The organism is Rhodococcoides kyotonense (assembly GCF_900188125.1).
GTDB classification, from domain to species: Bacteria; Actinomycetota; Actinomycetes; order Mycobacteriales; family Mycobacteriaceae; genus Rhodococcoides; species Rhodococcoides kyotonense.
In genome coordinates, this window is record NZ_FZOW01000006.1 from 184975 (window position 1) to 204024 (window position 19050).

Below are 19050 nucleotides of genomic sequence, written 5' to 3' on the forward strand. Positions count from 1 at the left end.
GATCGAGTTCTGGAGTGTGTTCATGCGCATCGCAGCATTCACCGGAGGGCACTCGTTCGACCGAGATGCCTTCGCCGACCTGTTGCAGTCCCTTCCCGGTGACGTCACCTGGTTCGAGCAGCACGTCCACGACTTCTCTACGGCTGAGTTCGACGTCTTTCTTCATTACGACATGCCTGGGACGTTGCCCGAACCATCCGACCCGCCCGACGCCGTGCGTGACGCGGTCTTCTCCGCCCCGGAGTCGGGCCTGGGTTACGTAGTGCTCCACCACGCCATCGCATCGTGGGCGACGTGGGACGGGTGGGCCGAATTCGTCGGAGGAAAATACCTCTACAGACCGGGCACGGTACGCGGAGTCGACACACCCGATTCCGGTTACCGACTCGAGGTGCCCCAACGGATTTCGGTCGTCGACCCTGCGCATTCGATCGTCGAGGGCCTGCCCGAATCGTTCGATCTGGTCGACGAGACATACCTGTGCGAGGTGTTCGAAGAGGACGTGACGCCGCTGCTGCGCACCGACGCCGACATGACGGACGCCGTGCACTGGTCCACCGCACTCGCGATGGCAGGGAGAAGAGGAGAACGCGAGGGCTGGCGACACGCTCCTGGCTCGTCGCTGGTCGGATGGACGAAGACCAACGGCCGCAGCCGACTGGCGTACCTGCAGCCGGGAGATTCGGCTGCAACATTGTCCGACCCTGTGTACCGACGACTGGTGGCAGGCGCGGTTCGGTGGGCTTCTCGCCGTCCGAGCGACTTTATGTAGTCGAATTCAAGAAATATGTGTTCGGGGTCACTGGGCGCTGCTACAGTAAGTGTATTCGACACCAAGTAAGGCTTCAGTCACGCTCCGAGGAGACCCGCGATGCGACAGATCAAGCATCCGATGAGCCACGCAATCTACGAATTCGACGACGACTTCAACGTCTTGGTCACCACTCGCGACGGCAGAACCGGCACATTCGACCCGGAAGGTCGCTACCTCCACGGCGACGTCAAAGCAGTTGATCCCGAACTGGCCCGCTGGGTGGGACTCGGTCCGCGAGAGCCTGTTCCGATCACTCAGAACCGGCGCTTCATGGGAGCAGCCAAATTGCTGGAGAAGATGCAGGCCGACAGAGCCGCAGAGGAAGCCCGCGCCATTGCGCTGGAGCAGGGAGGGAAACTGTGACCGGAATCGAGGAACGCCCCGCATCAGCGGCGGACGACGGATTCATCGAGAACGGACTGGGTTACCAGCGTCTGCTGGACACCGATACGCATCCGGTTCCTCCGATCCTCCGGGAGGAGAGCCACGACCTGTACGAGGACCAGAACTTCGTCCCCGTCTCTCGATACATCAGTCGTAAATACCATGAGCTGGAACGCGATCGAGTCTGGTACAAAGTCTGGCAGATGGCCTGCCGCGAAGAAGAAATTCCGGAACCCGGCGACACCCTCGTCTACGAAATCTGTGAGAAGTCTCTTCTGATCGTGCGCGGGAAGGACATGAGTATCCGCGCGTTCTACAACTCTTGTCTCCACCGCGGCCGGACTCTCCGTGAGGAAGCAGGACCAGCCGGTAACGAATTGCGTTGTCCGTTCCACGGTTTCGCATGGAACTTCGACGGGACGTTGAAGTCCATGACGTGCGCGTGGGACTTTCCACAGGTCGATCAGGGCAAGATGGACCTGCCGCAGGTCAAGGTCGGCACCTGGGGTGGATTCGTCTTCGTCAACCTGGACCCCGAGTCCGAATCACTCGACAGTTTTCTCGGTGACCTCGGAAAGCATTTCGAGGCATGGCCACTCGAAGATCGCTACATCCAAGCCCACGTAGCGCAGGTGATTCAGGCGAACTGGAAGATCGCGCAGGAAGCGTTCTCCGAGGCTTTCCACGTGATCACCACGCATCCGCAACGCGTCGTGGGCACTGGCGACTCGAACAGCCAGTACGACAGCTGGGGAAACTTCAATCGCGGCATCACCGCGAACGGAGTTCCCAGCCCGCACATCACCTTCGTTCCCACAGAACAAGAAATGTTCGACTCCATGGTCGACGCGCGGATCGACGAGGATCCCATGGTGACACTGCCCGACGGTGTCACTGCCCGCGAGATGTCGGGAATGCTCGCCCGCGAAGGGCTTCGGGACATCATCGGAGATGTCAAGGCAGACAACATGTCCGACGCCGAATCACTCGACAGCATCTACTACACGCTCTTCCCCAACTTTCATCCCTGGGGCGCCTACCAGCGGATCGTCTACAGGTTCCGACCCAACGGCGACAATCACGAGACGTCGATCATGGACGTGTACCTGTTGGGCCCGTTCAAGGGCGAGCGCCCGAAGCCGGCCAAGACCCAATGGCTGGAACCGGAACAATCATGGTTGGAGGCGACGATTCTCGGAAGCTCGGCCCGAGTGTTCGACCAGGACGCCTACAACATGCCGAAAGTGCACAAGGGACTCAAGACGACTCAGGCCAAGACTCTGCCGCTCGCCCGGTACCAGGAAGTAAAGATAAGGCACATTCACCACCTACTCGCCCAGTGGATCGGGGAAGAAGTCGATTAGAGGGGCTGCGCCCATGTGCACGAAAATACATAGCTCGCTACGTATTTTCGTGCACGTGGCGGCGAAGCCGCCCTACTTGAACTCAGGCCGCTTGTAGAACGACACCGCCACGACACCGACGAGCAGGACGGCCGCCGGGAGGATCAGGGACTGAGCCATGGCGGTGGAGAAGCCGTCGCGCAACATCTCCGGGACCCGACCGCCGAACTCACTGGCACCCGCGGACGCGGAGCCGGGGATCTCGACGGCCAGGCGCGACTGGATCAACGCGCCGATGCCCGCGCTTCCGAGGACGGATCCGATCATCCGCGTGGTGTTGTAGACACCGGCTCCGGCGCCTGCCTGTGACAGTGGCAGATTCCGAGTTGCGGTGGCCGCCAACGGAGACCAGATCAGCGCGTTCGCGACGCCCATCACGGCGATGGGGATCAGCAGCTTCCAGATTGCCGTCGTGGGTGTCATCAACGCCGCGAGCGCGATCAACGCGATCGCCAACAGCAGCAGACCGGTTCCGGCGATGTACCGCGGGTGGGTGCGGTCGACGAGCTTGCCGACGTTGGGTGCCAACGCACCTGTCAGGACTGCCATCGGAACGAACAGGATCGCCGACCGTGTCGGGCTCAATCCGGTGACACTCTGAGCGTAGAACATGAACGGCAGCATCATGCCCGCCGTCGCGAATCCCATTGCGGCGATACCGATGTTGGACAGCGAGAAGTTGCGATCCTTGAACAGTGCGAGCGGAACGAGCGGCTCGTTGCGGTTCTTCGCCTGCCAGTACACGAACACGGCGAACACCACGATGCCCGCGACGATCAGGGTCCAGATGCGTCCGTCCCAGTCGTACTTCTGGCCCTCCTGGATGCCGAACACGACGCAGAACATCGCGATCGCACTCAGCACGACGCCCGGGATGTCGAACTTGTGCCGATTGGTCGGCAACACCGGAACGAACTTCAGCGCCAACGCAATTGCGACGACACCGACGGGCAAGTTGATGAAGAAGATCCACTCCCAGCCGAGCGAATCGACGAGCACGCCGCCGAGAATCGGGCCGACCAGAGTGGCCACTCCGGCCACAGCGCCCCAGGCACCCATCGCCGTTCCGCGCTTGTCCGCCGGGAACACTCGCGTGATGACGGCCATCGTCTGCGGCGTGATCATGGCAGCACCGAGTCCCTGCACCGCACGGGCGGCGATGAGCATCTCGATCGAACCCGACAGGCCACACCACGCCGACGCGGCCGTGAACACGACGAGACCTGCGATGTAGAGGTTCCGTGGGCCGAATCGGTCACCGAGCCTGCCGGTGACGAGCAGAGGCACCGCATAGGCGAGAAGGTAGGCGCTCGTCACCCAGATCACGTTGTTGATGTCGGTCTGCAGCCCTTCGAGAATCGCGGGCTGCGCGACGGCAACGATCGTCGTGTCGACGAGGATCATGAAGAATCCGAGACACAGCGCCCACAGGGCGGGCCACGGCTTGATATCTGAATCTGTTTGCTGCACTTGGGTTGTCATGCCGTGTCCTTCGGGTGTCTGGATAATGCTGTGTGCGCGTCGAGCCAAGAAATTCGTCCGCTCTCGACGTCGCCGACGAACTTCTGCAGCCACGTCACTTCCGCGTCGATGACGGCCCTCATATAGCCGATCCCGACGAGGAAGATCGGAGCGATGCCGCGCGACGCCGCAACGTTCTCGATCTCGGCGAGTTCGGTGTCCTCGACGCATTTGCGTTCGATCCGAGTGCGGAGAAGCGCGTGCGTCGCAACCCTCGATTGCCGCTGTGCACCAACCAGAGGCAGACCCACACACAACAAAGACCGGATACCCGAAGATTTCTCTCCGTGTATCCGGCCTTTGCTACCGGGAGTGAGACAGCGTCAAGCCGTCAGCCAAACCGGGTTTTGGCGATCCTTTTAGGGGATCAGATAGCGCGAACGCCCGTAGCCTGGGGGCCCTTCTGGCCCTGTCCAACCTCGAACTCCACGCGCTGACCCTCGTCGAGCGTCTTGAATCCGGATCCCTGGATCTCGGAGTAGTGAACGAACACGTCAGGTCCGCCACCGTCCTGCTCGATGAAGCCGAAGCCCTTTTCGCCGTTGAACCACTTAACACTGCCCTGCGTCATACCGTAAACCTTCTGTAGCGAGCTGGACCTTCACGGCGAAGTTCCAATCTCACTCGTGATCATGCCATCGAACTGAGCTTTGCGAAACGTCAGGGCACAAAAAGTCCGATAGCTTGGTTTCGTACAACGCCCGATAGTCTGTCGACGGTGGATTCCCATCATCACGACATCATCCGCCTCGCGTGGTCACGGCACCTGGGGCTGGAGGACTCCGCACTGCGCGACGGGCATCGACACATCTCCGTCACCCCCGATGAGACTTCGGTCACATTCGCCCGTTTCGGCGACGCCAGTGCACTGGTCGGCCCCGAGGACGCCGTCACTGCTGCGGCCGACTTGTCCGACGACGACCTCGCTCGACGCGGCACCTTGGCGTCCCTGACACGAGCATCGGGCCGTATCCAGGGGCCGATCGTTCTTTCCTACGCGGCCGACGTCGGGACGGACTTGGGCCGCCACGACCCGCTGATCTCGCACGACCTGTCTCACGTTCTCGAGCTCGAGTCCCGTTGTGCACCCGACGACGTGATCGCCGCGGACCTCACTCGCAGACGCTCCTGGTTCACGGTGCTCGACGACGACCGCCCTGCAGATTCCGCAACGCCGCTGGCGTGCGCCGCGTACCTCGAATGGGAAGGCGTGCTCGCCGACGTCGGCGTCCTGACGAGCCCGACCGCACGACGCCGGGGTAACGCCCAGGTGGTCGCTCGTCTGGCGACGAACGACGCGTTCGACGAAGGCATGATCCCGCAGTGGAGGTGCGGTGAGGAGAACGGCACCGCACGACGTCTCGCGGCACGCCTCGGCTACGAGGAATGGGGCGTATTCGTCTCCGTCGACTCGCCGAACTCCTCTACGTTGAACCTATGACCTACGTCGAGCCCGGCAAGGAATTCAACCGCGACACCAACTACATCGACACGCGCATCACCGCAGACGGCCGCGACGGCTATCCCGTGGAGCCGGGTCGCTACCGTCTCATCGCTGCTCGGGCATGCCCGTGGGCTCACCGCTCGATCATCGTCCGTCGGCTGCTCGGACTCGAGGACGCCATCTCGCTGGGCATTCCCGGTCCGACTCACGACCCTCGCAGCTGGAACTTCGACGAGGCGCCCGGCGGCGTGGACTCGGTCCTGCAGATCCCTCGGTTGCAGGACGCCTACTTCGCCCGGTTCCCCGACTACCCCAGAGGAATCACGGTGCCGGCGATCGTCGAGATCTCGACCGGGCAGGTCGTCACCAACAACTACCCGCAGATCACGCTCGATTTCTCCACGGAATGGACGCAGTACCACCGAGAGGGTGCACCCGATCTGTACCCGGAGGCGCTACGCGGCGAGATCGACGAGGTCGCGCACCGCGTCTTCACCGAGGTCAACAACGGCGTCTACCGCTGCGGATTCGCCGGATCTCAGGAGGCGTACGGCAAGGCCTACGACCGACTGTTCGACGCGTTGGACTGGCTCGCCGGTCGGCTGAGCAACCAGCGGTACCTCGTCGGCGACACGATCACCGAGGCCGACGTCCGCCTGTTCACCACGCTCGTGCGCTTCGACGCCGTCTACCACGGTCACTTCAAGTGCAATCGCAGCAAGCTCAGCGAGATCCCTACCCTGTGGAACTACGCGCGTGATCTGTTCCAGACTCCGGGCTTCGGCGACACGGTCGACTTCGACCACATCAAGCGGCACTACTACGTGGTGCACACCGACATCAATCCCACGTCGATCGTGCCGAAGGGACCCGAACTGCACGGCTGGCTCGAGCCCCACGGCCGAGAGTCACTCGGTGGACGTCCGTTCGGCGACGGTTCGGCACCCCATCCGCCGAGCCGGGACGAGCAGGTTCCCGCCGATCACTGGGTGCCGGCGTAGGTTCCGAAACTCCAGACGATGCCTTCGGGGTCGCGGCACGTGAAGCCGCGGCTCCCGTAGTCCTCCTCCTTCATCGGCCGGGTCACGCGAGCTCCTGCCTTCTCGACCCGTTCCAGGATGGCGTCCGGATCGGCTGTGACCACGTAGACGTTTCCGACGCCCGCGTCGACGACCGAGTCCTCGCGAATGCTCCCGAGCATCACTCCGCCGCCTTCGGGCCAGCGGAGTTCGGCATGTTCGACCACGTCACCATCGCCGTACACGGCAGCTTCGGTGAAGCCGAACACGTCGACGAGGAAGCGGATGGCAGCACGGGCGTCGGCATAGGCGAAGCACGGCCAGATTGCGGTTCCGATCTCTGTTCTCTGTGTCATGCCCGCGATTGTTCTCGCTCGGCTGCGTCGTCGTCTTGTACGAATGTGAACTTCTCGTCCCGACGCCACTGCGACGGCGAGACGCCCGCGAGATCTCGCCAGTCACGGGCCATGTGCGCCTGGTCGTAATATCCGCACTCGGCCGCGACGAACGACAACCGGGGACTCTCCGGTCGTCGCATCAGCCGGTGCGAGTGATGGAACCGGGAGATCTTCGCGGCATCTTTCGGCGCGACTCCGAACTCCGCGGTGAACCGGTTGATCAGGTGCCGTCGACTCCACCCGATGTTCGACGCCACCTCCCCCACTCGCGCCGAACCACCGCTCTCGACCAGCTGGTGCCAAGCCTCGACGAGCGTCGATTCGATGGGACGCTCGGTCACCGACCGACACAGGATCTCGTCGACGACGTCGAATCTGCTGTCCCACGACGCCGCCGTGGCAATCCGTTCCATCAGCTCCTGGGCGTCGGGCAGAACGTCGTCGAGATCGACCATCCAGCTGCCGAGGGCAGCAGTCGGGATGCCGAACAACGCCCGCGCACCGGCAGGAGTCAACGACAGCTGAATGCCGTGCTGGTTGCCGTCGTGCGCGATCGTGACAGGTTCCGCCGAGATACCGCTGGCCAACGACTCGAACGCGCAGGCCCCCTGCCGCGGCGACTCGGCGATCTCGAGCTTCTCCCCGATCGCCAGGATGACCGTCAGATACGGACTCGGCATGCCGATGTGTCGCCCCGGCTCGAAACCCGACAATCGGTAGCCGTCGTACGACGCCAGAAAAGGCCGCAGCCTCGCGCTCGGTGCTCTGCGCGCGCCGTCGGACACACCGCCCATGTAAGCAGGGTAGAACCGTGGTGCAACGGGTACCAGCGCACCAGGACCGAACACGGCACGAGGGCATCGATCGGAGCGGGCAGTGGCGAGGAAGAAGAACGACCAGGTCGACGTCGTCAAGGAAGGCGGACGGGTCGAGAAGGCGCTCGTCGGCATCCTCGACAACGCCAGCCGCCTGCAGGGACCGGCCGTCGAGAAGTACGTCGCGCACATGCGTCGCGCACACCCGAACGACACCCCTGCTCAGCTGATAGAACGTCTCGAGAACCGATTTCTGCTCGCGGTGACCGGCAGCGGAAGCGCGGTCGGAGGGGCGGCCGCGGTCCCGGCGATCGGCACCATCGCCTCGCTGACTGCCGTCGGCGCGGAAACCGCGTTCTTCATCGAGTCGTCGGCGCTGCTCACGCTGTCCGTCGCATCCGTGCACGGCATTCCCGTCCACGACCATCAGCAACGACGCGCACTCGTCCTCGCCGTCGCGCTGGGCGAATCGGGCATGCAGATCGTGCAGAAGACCGTCGGGACGTCGGCGAAGAACTGGGGAACGCTCGTGACGTCGCGCATTCCCGGCGGGGCGATGGCGAACATGAACCGATCGCTCGTCAAGAAATTCGTGTCGAAGTATCTCGCGAAACGCAGCGCGCTGCTGTTCGGCAAGCTGCTGCCTGCAGGAATCGGAGCCGTCATCGGCGGTGCAGGCAACCGGGCCATCGGCAAAGGCGTCATCCGCAACGCGCGCGATGCGTTCGGTCCGCCGCCTACAGCCTGGCCGGAGACCCGCATCATCGAGCCCGACTGAAATCTTTCGCACCGTTGCGAACGTTGGAGGAAACATGACCATCACCGACACACCCGCACTCGGCACCATCGGCATCTGGCGACACTTCTCGGGAATTCCGTCCGAGCTCGCGAAACAGATCGAAGGCGACGGCTACGGCACGATCTGGCTCGGCGGGTCGCCGCCCGCCGACCTCACGTCGGCGGAAGACGTTCTCGACGCAACGGAGTCCGTCGTCGTCGCAACAGGCATCGTCAACATCTGGTCCGCCGACGCCCGTGAGGTCGCCGACTCGTTCCAGCGCATCGAGAAGAAGCACCCGGGTCGATTCCTTCTCGGAATCGGCGCAGGTCACGCCGAGGCGACCCAGGAATACACCAAGCCGTACGACGCGCTGGTGACCTACCTCGACGCCCTCGACGAGGGCGGTGTCCCGGAGAGCCGACGCGTACTCGCCGCGTTGGGCCCGAAGGTACTGAAATTGTCGGCGGATCGAGCCGCGGGTGCGCACCCGTACCTGACGCCGCCCGAGCACACAGCCGAAGCGCGGAAGATCCTCGGCCCGGGCAAGGTGCTGGCACCGGAACACAAGGTCGTTCTCGAAACCGACCCGCAGAAGGGTCGCGACATCGGTAGGCCGCCGGTGAACAACCCCTACCTGCAGCTGCGGAACTACGTCAACAACCTGAAGCGCCTCGGCTGGCCGGAGGAGGAAATCCAGAACGGCGGCAGCGACCGTTTGATCGACGCCCTCGTCGCGCACGGTGACGCCGGCTCCATCGCGCGTCGCCTGCACGAGCACATCGACGCCGGTGCGTCCCACGTCACCGTGCACTCGTTGCCGGACCACGAGGATCCAGCGGTGACCTACCGCGAGGTCGCAGCCGCGTTCCTGGGCTGACTCCCCTGTGTCGGAGGGAAGCCGTACTGTCTTGACGCATGACCTACGGCTTCCCTGTCAGCGCACTAGAAGCGCAGGGTTTGACCAAGTTCTACGGATCCATCCGGGCGGTGTCGGAACTCAGTTTCGCGGTGCCGCGCGGATCGATCACCGGGTTCCTCGGACCGAACGGCTCCGGTAAGACCACCACACTGCGCATGCTGCTGGGTCTCGTGCGACCCACATCGGGCGCGGCGTTCGTCGCCGGCGCCCCGTTCTCGGAGCTCACGCACCCAGCCAGAACCGTCGGGGCTGTGCTCGACTCTCGGAGTCTGCACCCGAAACGGACCGCCCGCGGTCACCTCCGCATCTTCGCGTCGGCCATCGGTGTCTCGGACCAGCGCGCCGACGACGTCCTCGGCATCGTCGGATTGTCCGACGTCGGCAACCGGCAGGTCGGCGGCTTCTCGCTCGGCATGCGGCAACGACTCGCGTTGGCGACGGCCCTGCTCGGCGATCCCGAGATCCTCGTCCTCGACGAACCCGCCAACGGTCTCGACCCCGAGGGCATCGCATGGCTTCGGGACTTCCTGAAGTCCTACGCCGCAGGCGGCCGGACCGTGCTGATCTCGTCGCACCTGCTGCGTGAGGTCGAGGCAACCGTCGACCACCTGGTCATCGTCAGCGCAGGCTCGCTGGTGTACCAGGGCAGCGTCGAGCAACTGCGCGCGTCGCGGCCCAGCCGCACTCTCGTCGCCGCCTCCGATCCCGCCTCGCTCGCGTTGGCACTGGCGTCGAACGGCATCACCAACGCACAACTGCTGCCCGACGGTCGACTCGGCGTCGCGGGCAGCGACACAGACACCATCACCCGCATCGCTTCCGAGGCCCGAGTCACCGTCTTCGGCACCACCTACGAGCATGTCGATCTCGAGCACGTGTTCCTGTCGATGACCGCGGGCCAGTACACCAGCGCGCCCGTCGGTCCTGTCCATCACCCCGGTTACGGGCCACCGCCCGGCTACGGACCGCCCGGTTACGGGCCTCCTGGTTACGGGCCGCCACCGGCTCACGGACCCTCCCCCTGGAACGGAGGCCGACAATGACACTGCTGACCGCCGAGATTCGCAAGATCACGACGCTCAAGTTCTGGTGGGCGCTCGCGCTGCCGCCGGTCGTCGTCGGCATCTTCGCCAGTGCCATCGCGTCGGCGATCTCCGAGAGCGCCGGTGACCTCGACATCGAGGGCGGCTTCGCGATCTTCGGTCTGTATTCCTCGCTCGGCGCGGCCATGGTGTTCGCGGCCATCTTCGGATCGGTCAACGGCGGCACCGAGTTCCGGCACGACACCATCACGACGTCGTTCCTGACCGCACGAGGCCGCGACGTCGTCATCCTCGGCAAGATGCTCGTCACCGCGCTCTTCGCGTTGGGTTACGGGCTCGCCGTCGAGATCGGCAGCATCGCGTGCCTGCTGCTTTTCTCCCCGTCCACGTTCGCTTTGAACGCGCACGTCGTGGGCACTCTCGCCGCGGGACTGTTCGCGGTCGTGCTGTGGGCGCTGCTCGGCGTCGGCCTCGGGCTGCTGTTCGGGTCACCGACGTGGCCGTCGATCATCGTCGTCGCGTGGTTCCCGATGGGCGAGATCATGCTGGTCTCGATCCTCGCCGGACTCGGCATCTCGAATGCGTCGGTCCTGACTCCCGTCGCGTCGACGCTGGCAACGGTCACCGTCGGCGACACCGACGACGTCCCGTTCCTGATGCCGTGGCCGTGGGCGCCGATCGTTCTCGTGCTGTGGGCGGCCGGGATCGCGGCCGCAGGATGGTGGCGCACGAGGCAACGCGACGTCGCCTGACGAATCGGTGTCGGTAGCTCGGTCTACCTTTGAAGCCGATGGTGACTACGAGTAACGACACACGCGCAACGGGCAGACCGATCGGCTGGATTCGCCGGCTCGGCGCGCAGTGCTGGATCCATCGCAAGACCGCCGTCGGGGCACTGGCAGTCACGATGATCGCCGCTGTCATCGACATCTCGTTCCCTCTTCTGACGCGTATTGCCATCGACGACGCCACCGCCGGTGACAACAGCACGATCGCAGTCGTCGCCGCTGCCATCGCCGCGCTGGGCGTCGTCAGATTCGGTTGCCAGTTCGGCCGCAGATTCCTCGCGGGCCGGCTGTCGATCGACGTGCAGCACGACCTCCGGCTCGGACTCCTCGCGTCCCTGCAACGGTTGGACGGTCGCGGCCAGGACGACATCCGCACCGGACAGGTCGTGTCGCGGTCCATCACCGACCTGCAGCTCGTTCAAGGACTGCTCGCGATGGTTCCACTGTCGGCGGGCGCGCTGCTCCAGTTCGTCCTGGCTCTCGGCGTCATGGCGTACCTGTCCCCGCTGCTGACGGTCGTCGCACTGCTGATCGTTCCCGGCGTCGCGGTGATCGTGTACCGAATCCGGCCCACACTGTTCGCGGCCACCTGGTCCGCCCAGCAACGTGCAGCCGACCTCGCCCAACATGTCGAGGAAACTGTCACCGGCGTGCGCGTCGTGAAGGGGTTCGGGCAGGAGTCGCGGTCGGTGGATCGACTCGAAAGCCTCGGTCGCACGCTGTTCGCCGAACGTATGCGCTCGGCGAAGATCAATTCGCGGTTCGCCCCGTCCATGGCCGCGATCCCCCAGCTCGGACTCGTCGGCGTCATCGCCCTCGGCGGCTACCTCGCGCTGCACGGCCACATCACGATCGGCACGTTCCTCGCCTTCGCGACGTACGTGGCGACGCTGTCCGCGATCACCCGCACGTTGTCGTCCGTCGTCGTGATGGCCCAGCTGTCCCGTGCCGCCGTCGAGCGCGTCTACGAGGTGGTCGACACCGAACCGTCCGTTCCCGAACCGGCCCATCCGCGACATCTTCCCGACGGGCCACTCGGAGTCGACCTCGCCGCAGTGACGTTCGGCTTCGACCCCGATCGTGACGTCCTGCGCTCGCTGGACCTGACCGTCGCACCTGGGGAGAGCGTTGCCATCGTCGGGCATGCGGGTACCGGCAAGACCGCGCTGTCGCTGCTGCTCCCTCGCTTCTACAGTCCGGCGTCGGGATCGGTCGCGTTGACGTCCGACGGTGAACGGTTCGATGTGTCCGACGTGAGCGCCGAACAACTCCGCGGTGCCGTCGGTCTCGTCTTCGACGAACCGTTCCTCTTCTCCGACACCATCGCCGCGAACATCGCGCTGGGGCGGCCCGACGCCACTGCCGAGGAGATCGAACGTGCCGCCGTTCTCGCCGAGGCTCACTCGTTCATCGTCGACCTGCCCGAGGGCTACGACTCGACCGTCGGCGAGCGCGGCCTCACGTTGTCCGGCGGCCAGCGTCAACGCATCGCTCTTGCGCGCGCACTCCTGACCGACCCGCGCGTGCTGGTGCTCGACGACGCCACCTCCGCCGTCGACGCGGCCACCGAAGCGAAGATCTTCGACGCTCTCCGAGCGCAACGTGATCGGACAACCGTCGTCCTCGCGCATCGTCGATCGACGCTCTCGCTCGCCGACCGCGTCGCCGTGCTCGACGACGGCCACATCATCGACACCGGCACCGTCGACGAACTCGACGAGCGATGTCCGCTGTTCCGCATGCTGCTGGCCGGCGGAGACTCCGACGACCGATCCACCTACCCCGACGCCGACCCGTCCCCGGTTCGCGAGCCGAGCGAGGATGCGCTGTGGCCGACGACGGCTCCTGCAGGGCCGACGCGGGCGTCCGGTGGCACACCGTCTCGCGGAGGTCCGGTGTCGGGCGCACTCGGGAACGTCGCATCGACCCCCGAACTGCAGGCCGCGGTCGATGCTCTTCCCCCTGCCACCGAAGACCCCGCCGCCGGCGGGCCCGCACTACGCGCTGCCGACCCACACTTTCGACTCTCTCGATTGTTGAAGCCCGTCCGATGGCTGCTCGCCGTCGTCGTCGTGTTGCTCGCGTTGGATTCACTGTCGTCGATCGCGTTGCCGTCGATCGTGCGCTACGCCGTCGATTCGGGTGTGGCTCGTGGCGACGCCGGAGCACTCTGGGTAGCCACAGGAGTGGGCGTCGTCTTGGCCGTCGTGGGGTGGTTCGTCATCGCCGCGACCACCGTCGTCACTGCGCGAGCGGGTGAACGCGTGTTGTTCGGCCTTCGGGTACGTAGCTACGCACACATTCAACGGCTCGGACTCGACTACTACGAGCGCGAACTGTCCGGCCGCATCATGACCCGCATGACCACCGACGTCGACGCGCTGTCGTCGTTCATCCAGACGGGCGCGTCCACCGCCATCGTCAGCCTGCTCACCGTTCTCGGCATCTCCGCGGCCCTTCTGATCACCGATCCGACGCTGGGCCTCGTCGCCCTCGCGGTCGTGCCTCCGCTCGTCGTCGCCACAGTGATCTTCCGCAAGGTGTCCTCGGCCGCGTACTCGGCGTCACGCGAAAGGATCTCGGCAGTCAACGCCGACTTCCAGGAGAACATCGCAGGTCTCCGCTCGGCGCAGGCATATCGCCGTGAAGAGTTCGCGGCAGAACGCTTCTCCGAACGCGCCGACCACTATCGCCGCAGTCGCATGCGGTCGCAGCGCGCGATCTCGGTCTTCTTCCCGTTCATCACGTTCCTGTCCGACCTCGCGCTCGCGCTCGTCGTGCTCGTCGGCGCACATCAGGTCGCGACCGGGTCGACGTCCGCGGGCACCCTCGTCGCATTCGTTCTGTATCTCGGCTTGCTGTTCGGGCCGATACAACAGCTGTCGCAGGTGTTCGACGGATACCAACAGGCCAGCGTCGGAGTACGTCGGATCGGCGATCTCCTGCGCACTCCGAGTTCGATCGAAACGGCATCGGGACACGACGTCGTCGAGATCGAAGGAGGGCACCTTCGGAGTGACATTCGTCTCGCCGACGTCGCATTCCGATATGGCGGCGCAGACACCGATGCACTCACTGAGGTCAATCTCACAATCGCCCACGGCACGACCGTCGCGCTCGTCGGGCAGACCGGAGCGGGCAAGTCCACCGTCGTCAAATTGCTCGCTCGGTTCTACGATCCGACGGCCGGATCGGTGCGGGTCGGCGGCACCGATCTCCGTCGATATCGACTCTCCGACTACCGCCGCAGACTGGGTGTCGTACCGCAGGAAGCGCACCTGTTCACCGGTGACGTCGCGAGCAACATCGCTTACGGAAAGCCCGACGCGAGCCGCGAGGACATCGAGTCCGCGGCGCGCGCCGTCGGCGCTCTCGACACCATCGCTGCACTTCCGGGCGGTATGCACCAGCCTGTCGGTGAGCGTGGGCAAGGTCTATCGGCAGGGCAGAGACAGCTGATTGCATTGGCCCGAGCCGAGCTGGTCGACCCGGATCTACTGCTTCTCGACGAGGCGACCGCGACCCTCGACCCGGCCACCGAGCGCAAGGTCCTCGCCGCGAGCACCGCCGTCGTACGCAAGCGGACGGCGGTCGTCGTCGCGCATCGATTGGCGACCGCGGCACGCGCCGACATGATCGTCGTCGTCGACGCCGGACACATCGTCGAGGTCGGCACACACGACGATCTACGGGCGCTCGACGGCCACTACGCACGATTGTGGGATGCGGCCGAAACACGCGGCGGGAATAATCCGATAGTCCAAGGAGTCGTCAGCAGAAGAGCCGACAGTTACTCGTGAGTACATACCACAGCCAAGTCCCGGACGGCGGCAACTCACCGACGAGGTCTAGCCTGGACAAGTACGCGCGCTGATCGGGAACGAAGAGAAGAGAAGAGGCGAACTACTGCCGTGAGCAGCAGCTCTACTACCCAATTCGGACAAAACCAATGGCTGGTCGATGAGATGTACCAGCGATTCAAGGAAGACCCGTCCTCGGTGGACGCAAGTTGGCACGAATTCCTGACCGACTACGACCCGGACGCGCCTGCGGGTGACGACACCGCGTCGGCTCCGAACGGCAGTACAGCGCAGGGCAACGGCAAGACGCCTCCGACTCCGCCCGCTCCCCCGGCCAAGGCCGCTCCCAAGGCTCAGGCCGCCGCACCCAAGGCCGAGCCTGCGAAGGCCTCGGCCCCCGCTGCGAAGCCCGCGCCGACGTCCAAGCCCGCGACATCCAAGGCCGCAGGTTCCAACCAGCCGGCCGCACCGGCCAAGCCCGCCGCAGCCCCCGCGGGCGAGGCGTCGAGCAAGGTTCTCCGAGGCGCCGCTGCTGCCGTCGCGAAGAACATGTCCGCGTCGCTGCAGATCCCGACGGCTACCAGCGTTCGTGCGATTCCGGCCAAGCTGATGGTCGACAACCGCCTCGTCATCAACAACCACCTCGCTCGCACGCGCGGTGGCAAGATCTCGTTCACGCACCTTCTCGGTTACGCCATCGTGCAGGCCGTCAAGGCGTTCCCGAACATGAACCGCCACTTCGCCGAGGTCGACGGCAAGCCCAACGCCGTCACCCCGGCGTCGACCAACCTCGGTCTGGCCATCGACCTGCCGGGCAAGGACGGCAACCGTTCGCTCGTCGTCGCCGCGATCAAGGGCACCAACGAGCACACCTTCACGCAGTTCTACAACGCGTACGAGGACATCGTCCGTCGTGCCCGTGACGGCAAGCTGACCGGCGAGGACTTCCAGGGCGTCACGATCTCGCTGACCAACCCCGGTGGCATCGGCACGGTGCACTCCGTCCCGCGTCTGATGAACGGCCAGGGCGCGATCATCGGCGCAGGTGCCATGGAGTACCCCGCCGAGTTCCAGGGCTCGTCCGACGAGCGACTCGCCGAGCTGGGCGTCGGCAAGCTGATGACGCTGACCTCGACGTACGACCACCGCATCATCCAGGGTGCCGAGTCGGGCGATTTCCTGCGCACGATCCACAACCTGCTGATCAGCGACGAGTTCTACGACGAGATCTTCCACTCGCTGAAGATCCCGTACGAGCCCATCCGCTGGCGCAAGGATCTGCCCGAGGGCACCGTCGACAAGAACACTCGCGTTCTCGAGCTCATCGCGGCGTATCGGAACCGTGGCCACCTGATGGCCGACACGGATCCGTTGCAGTTCACGAAGGACAAGTTCCGGATGCACCCGGACCTCGACGTGATCAGCCACGACCTGACGCTGTGGGACCTCGACCGTGAATTCAAGGTCGGTGGCTTCCACGGCAAGGACAAGATGAAGCTGCGGGACGTGCTCAGCGTTCTGCGCGATTCGTACTGCCGCCACGTCGGCGTCGAGTACACGCACATCCTCGAGACCGACCAGGTCGGCTGGCTCCAGGAACGCGTCGAGGCCACACACGTCAAACCGACTGTGGCACAACAGAAGTACATCCTCAGCAAGCTCAACGCCGCCGAGGCGTTCGAGACCTTCCTGCAGACCAAGTACGTCGGCCAGAAGCGCTTCTCGCTCGAAGGTGCCGAGTCGGTCATCCCGATGATGGACGCCGTCATCGACCAGTCCGCCGAGCACGCGCTCGACGAGGTCGTCATCGGCATGCCGCACCGCGGTCGCCTGAACGTTCTGGCGAACATCGTCGGCAAGCCGTACTCGAAGATCTTCACCGAGTTCGAGGGCAACATGAACCCGGCAGCCGCACACGGCTCCGGCGACGTGAAGTACCACCTCGGCGCCGAGGGCACGTACATCCAGATGTTCGGCGAGAACGACATCGCAGTCTCGCTGACCGCCAACCCGTCGCACCTCGAAGCTGTCGACCCGGTCCTCGAAGGACTGGTTCGCGCCAAGCAGGATCTTCTGGACAAGGGCGCGGGCGAGGGCGGCTTCTCCGTGCTTCCGCTCATGCTCCACGGCGACGCGGCCTTCGCGGGCCAGGGCGTCGTCGCGGAAACCCTCAACCTCGCACTGCTGCGCGGCTACCGCACCGGCGGCACCGTGCACATCGTCGTCAACAACCAGGTCGGTTTCACCACCGCCCCGGAGCACTCTCGTTCGTCCGAGTACTGCACCGACGTCGCGAAGATGATCGGCGCGCCGATCTTCCACGTGAACGGCGACGACCCCGAGGCCTGCGTTCGTGTCGCACAACTCGCTGTCGACTTCCGCGAGAAGTTCAACAAGGACGTCGTCATCGACATGATCTGCTACCGCAGGCGTGGCCACAACGAGGGCGACGACCCCTCGATGACGCAGCCGGCGATGTACGACGTCATCGACACCAAGCGCAGCGTCCGCAAGAGCTACACCGAATCCCTCATCGGCCGCGGCGACATTTCCCTCAAAGAGGCGGAAGACGCACTGCGCGACTACCAGGGCCAGCTCGAACGGGTCTTCAACGAGGTGCGTGAGCTCGAGAAGTACACCCCGGAGCCCAGCGAATCGGTCGAGCTCGACCAGGTTCTGCCGTCGAAGCTCACCACCGCGGTCGACAAGTCGATCCTGCACCGCATCGGCGACGCCTTCCTCGAGGTTCCCGAGGGCTTCAACGTGCACCCGCGCGTCAAGCCGGTCCTCGAGAAGCGTCGCGAGATGGCATACGAGGGCAAAGTCGACTGGGCATTCGGCGAATTGCTCGCGCTCGGATCGCTCGTGGACGAGGGCACCAACGTCCGCTTCTCCGGCCAGGACACGCGTCGCGGCACGTTCACCCAGCGTCACTCGGTCATCATCGACCGCAAGACGGGCGCCGAGTACACCCCGCTGCACAACATCGGCAGCGAGAACCCCGGCAAGTTCATGGTCTACGACTCCGCGCTCAGCGAGTTCGCGGCCGTCGGCTTCGAGTACGGCTACTCCGTGGGCAACCCGGACGCACTCGTGCTGTGGGAGGCGCAGTTCGGCGACTTCGTCAACGGCGCACAGTCCATCATCGACGAGTTCATCTCGTCCGGTGAAGCCAAGTGGGGACAGCTGTCCGACGTCGTGCTGCTTCTGCCGCACGGCCACGAAGGCCAGGGCCCGGACCACACGTCCGGCCGCATCGAACGCTTCCTGACGCTGTGCGCCGAAGGCTCGATGACGGTCTCCGTTCCGTCGACTCCGGCGAACTACTTCCACCTGCTGCGTCGCCACGCACGGGACGGAATCCGTCGCCCGCTCATCGTCTTCACCCCGAAGTCGATGCTGCGCAACAAGGCCGCGGTGTCCAACATCGAGGACTTCACCGACGGCAAGTTCCACTCGGTGTTCGACGAGCCGACCTACGAAACCGGCACCGGTGACCGCAGCAAGGTCAAGCGTGTCCTCATGGTCAGCGGCAAGCTCTACTACGAGCTGCTGGCTCGCAAGCAAAAGGACAACCGCGAAGACGTCGCCATCGTGCGCATCGAGCAGCTGTACCCGGTCCCGACCCGTCGGATCACCGAGGCCATCCGCAGCTACCCGAACGCAACCGAGTTCCGTTGGGTCCAGGAGGAGCCGGCGAACCAGGGTGCATGGCCGTTCTTCGGCCTCGCGTTCCCGGAGCTCATGCCCGACGTGCTGAGTGGCATCAAGCGCGTCTCGCGTCGCGCGATGTCGGCTCCGTCCTCGGGATCGAGCAAGGTCCACGCGGTCGAGCAGCTCGAAATCATCGACGAGGCCTTCTCGGGCGTCGGCGAGGACTAGTAGTCCGGTTTCAATCGGAGCGAATGGCGCCTTCGGTCA

General features: G+C 64.8%; 16 protein-coding genes. 11 read left to right on the forward strand and 5 right to left on the reverse strand.

Annotated elements, in window-relative coordinates; all coding sequences use genetic code 11:
- The first annotated feature begins 22 nt into the window (after nt 1-22).
- The 3 genes from CHB96_RS12270 to CHB96_RS12280 all read left to right on the forward strand — a co-directional run bounded on the left by CHB96_RS12270 (nt 23) and on the right by CHB96_RS12280 (nt 2562).
- Nucleotides 23-772: a ThuA domain-containing protein gene (locus CHB96_RS12270; RefSeq protein ID WP_089246776.1), complete on the forward strand. Its 750-nt coding sequence runs from the start codon at nt 23-25 to the stop codon at nt 770-772.
- A 99-nt stretch (nt 773-871) separates the two neighbouring features.
- A complete protein-coding gene (locus tag CHB96_RS12275; RefSeq protein WP_089246463.1) occupies nt 872-1177 on the forward strand; it encodes a hypothetical protein in 306 nt (101 codons plus the stop codon).
- The gene (locus tag CHB96_RS12280) at nt 1174-2562 is read left to right on the forward strand and encodes an aromatic ring-hydroxylating oxygenase subunit alpha (protein WP_089246465.1); all 1389 of its coding nucleotides are present in this window, start codon (nt 1174-1176) and stop codon (nt 2560-2562) included. Before CHB96_RS12275 ends, CHB96_RS12280 begins: the two co-directional genes overlap by 4 nt.
- Before the next feature lie 72 nt (nt 2563-2634).
- On the opposite strand, the gene CHB96_RS12285 is transcribed toward CHB96_RS12280, so the two are convergent.
- The 3 genes from CHB96_RS12285 to CHB96_RS12295 form a co-directional block, all read right to left on the reverse strand.
- Complete coding sequence (locus CHB96_RS12285; RefSeq protein WP_089246467.1) at nt 2635-4083, reverse strand: MFS transporter; 1449 nt, start codon at nt 4081-4083, stop codon at nt 2635-2637.
- Nucleotides 4080-4373 carry a hypothetical protein gene (locus tag CHB96_RS12290; protein ID WP_089246469.1) on the reverse strand — a complete coding sequence of 98 codons (294 nt, stop codon included), beginning with the start codon at nt 4371-4373 and terminating at the stop codon, nt 4080-4082. Before CHB96_RS12290 ends, CHB96_RS12285 begins: the two co-directional genes overlap by 4 nt.
- A gap of 116 nt (nt 4374-4489) precedes the next feature.
- On the reverse strand, nt 4490-4693 hold the full coding sequence (locus tag CHB96_RS12295; RefSeq protein WP_019665340.1) for a cold-shock protein: 204 nt from the start codon (nt 4691-4693) through the stop codon (nt 4490-4492).
- Nucleotides 4694-4840: 147 nt separating this feature from the next.
- Between CHB96_RS12295 and CHB96_RS12300 the strand changes: the two genes are divergently transcribed.
- A complete protein-coding gene (locus tag CHB96_RS12300; protein WP_089246471.1) occupies nt 4841-5563 on the forward strand; it encodes a GNAT family N-acetyltransferase in 723 nt (240 codons plus the stop codon).
- Entirely contained in the window at nt 5560-6567 is a 1008-nt protein-coding gene (locus CHB96_RS12305) for a glutathione S-transferase family protein (protein WP_089246473.1), read from the forward strand. The genes CHB96_RS12300 and CHB96_RS12305 overlap by 4 nt, the downstream gene beginning before the upstream one ends.
- On the opposite strand, the gene CHB96_RS12310 is transcribed toward CHB96_RS12305, so the two are convergent.
- Nucleotides 6549-6941 carry a VOC family protein gene (locus CHB96_RS12310; RefSeq protein ID WP_089246475.1) on the reverse strand — a complete coding sequence of 131 codons (393 nt, stop codon included), beginning with the start codon at nt 6939-6941 and terminating at the stop codon, nt 6549-6551. The genes CHB96_RS12305 and CHB96_RS12310 overlap by 19 nt on opposite strands.
- Nucleotides 6938-7777, reverse strand: a complete 840-nt coding sequence (locus CHB96_RS12315) for a helix-turn-helix domain-containing protein (protein WP_176444264.1) — start codon at nt 7775-7777, stop codon at nt 6938-6940. The genes CHB96_RS12310 and CHB96_RS12315 overlap by 4 nt, the downstream gene beginning before the upstream one ends.
- A gap of 82 nt (nt 7778-7859) precedes the next feature.
- On the opposite strand from CHB96_RS12315, the gene CHB96_RS12320 reads away from it, so the two are divergent.
- The 6 genes from CHB96_RS12320 (at nt 7860) to CHB96_RS12345 (ending at nt 19011) form a co-directional block, all read left to right on the forward strand.
- Nucleotides 7860-8576, forward strand: a complete 717-nt coding sequence (locus tag CHB96_RS12320) for a YbdD/YjiX family protein (RefSeq protein ID WP_089246477.1) — start codon at nt 7860-7862, stop codon at nt 8574-8576.
- Nucleotides 8577-8610: 34 nt separating this feature from the next.
- A complete protein-coding gene (locus CHB96_RS12325) occupies nt 8611-9456 on the forward strand; it encodes an LLM class F420-dependent oxidoreductase (RefSeq protein WP_089246479.1) in 846 nt (281 codons plus the stop codon).
- A gap of 38 nt (nt 9457-9494) precedes the next feature.
- On the forward strand, nt 9495-10541 hold the full coding sequence (locus CHB96_RS12330; protein WP_089246481.1) for an ABC transporter ATP-binding protein: 1047 nt from the start codon (nt 9495-9497) through the stop codon (nt 10539-10541).
- Complete coding sequence (locus CHB96_RS12335; protein ID WP_089246483.1) at nt 10538-11293, forward strand: hypothetical protein; 756 nt, start codon at nt 10538-10540, stop codon at nt 11291-11293. The genes CHB96_RS12330 and CHB96_RS12335 overlap by 4 nt, the downstream gene beginning before the upstream one ends.
- Nucleotides 11294-11331: 38 nt before the next feature.
- Complete coding sequence (locus CHB96_RS12340) at nt 11332-15129, forward strand: ABC transporter ATP-binding protein (protein ID WP_089246485.1); 3798 nt, start codon at nt 11332-11334, stop codon at nt 15127-15129.
- A gap of 111 nt (nt 15130-15240) precedes the next feature.
- Nucleotides 15241-19011, forward strand: a complete 3771-nt coding sequence (locus CHB96_RS12345) for a multifunctional oxoglutarate decarboxylase/oxoglutarate dehydrogenase thiamine pyrophosphate-binding subunit/dihydrolipoyllysine-residue succinyltransferase subunit (protein WP_089246487.1) — start codon at nt 15241-15243, stop codon at nt 19009-19011.
- Nucleotides 19012-19050 lie beyond the last annotated feature (39 nt).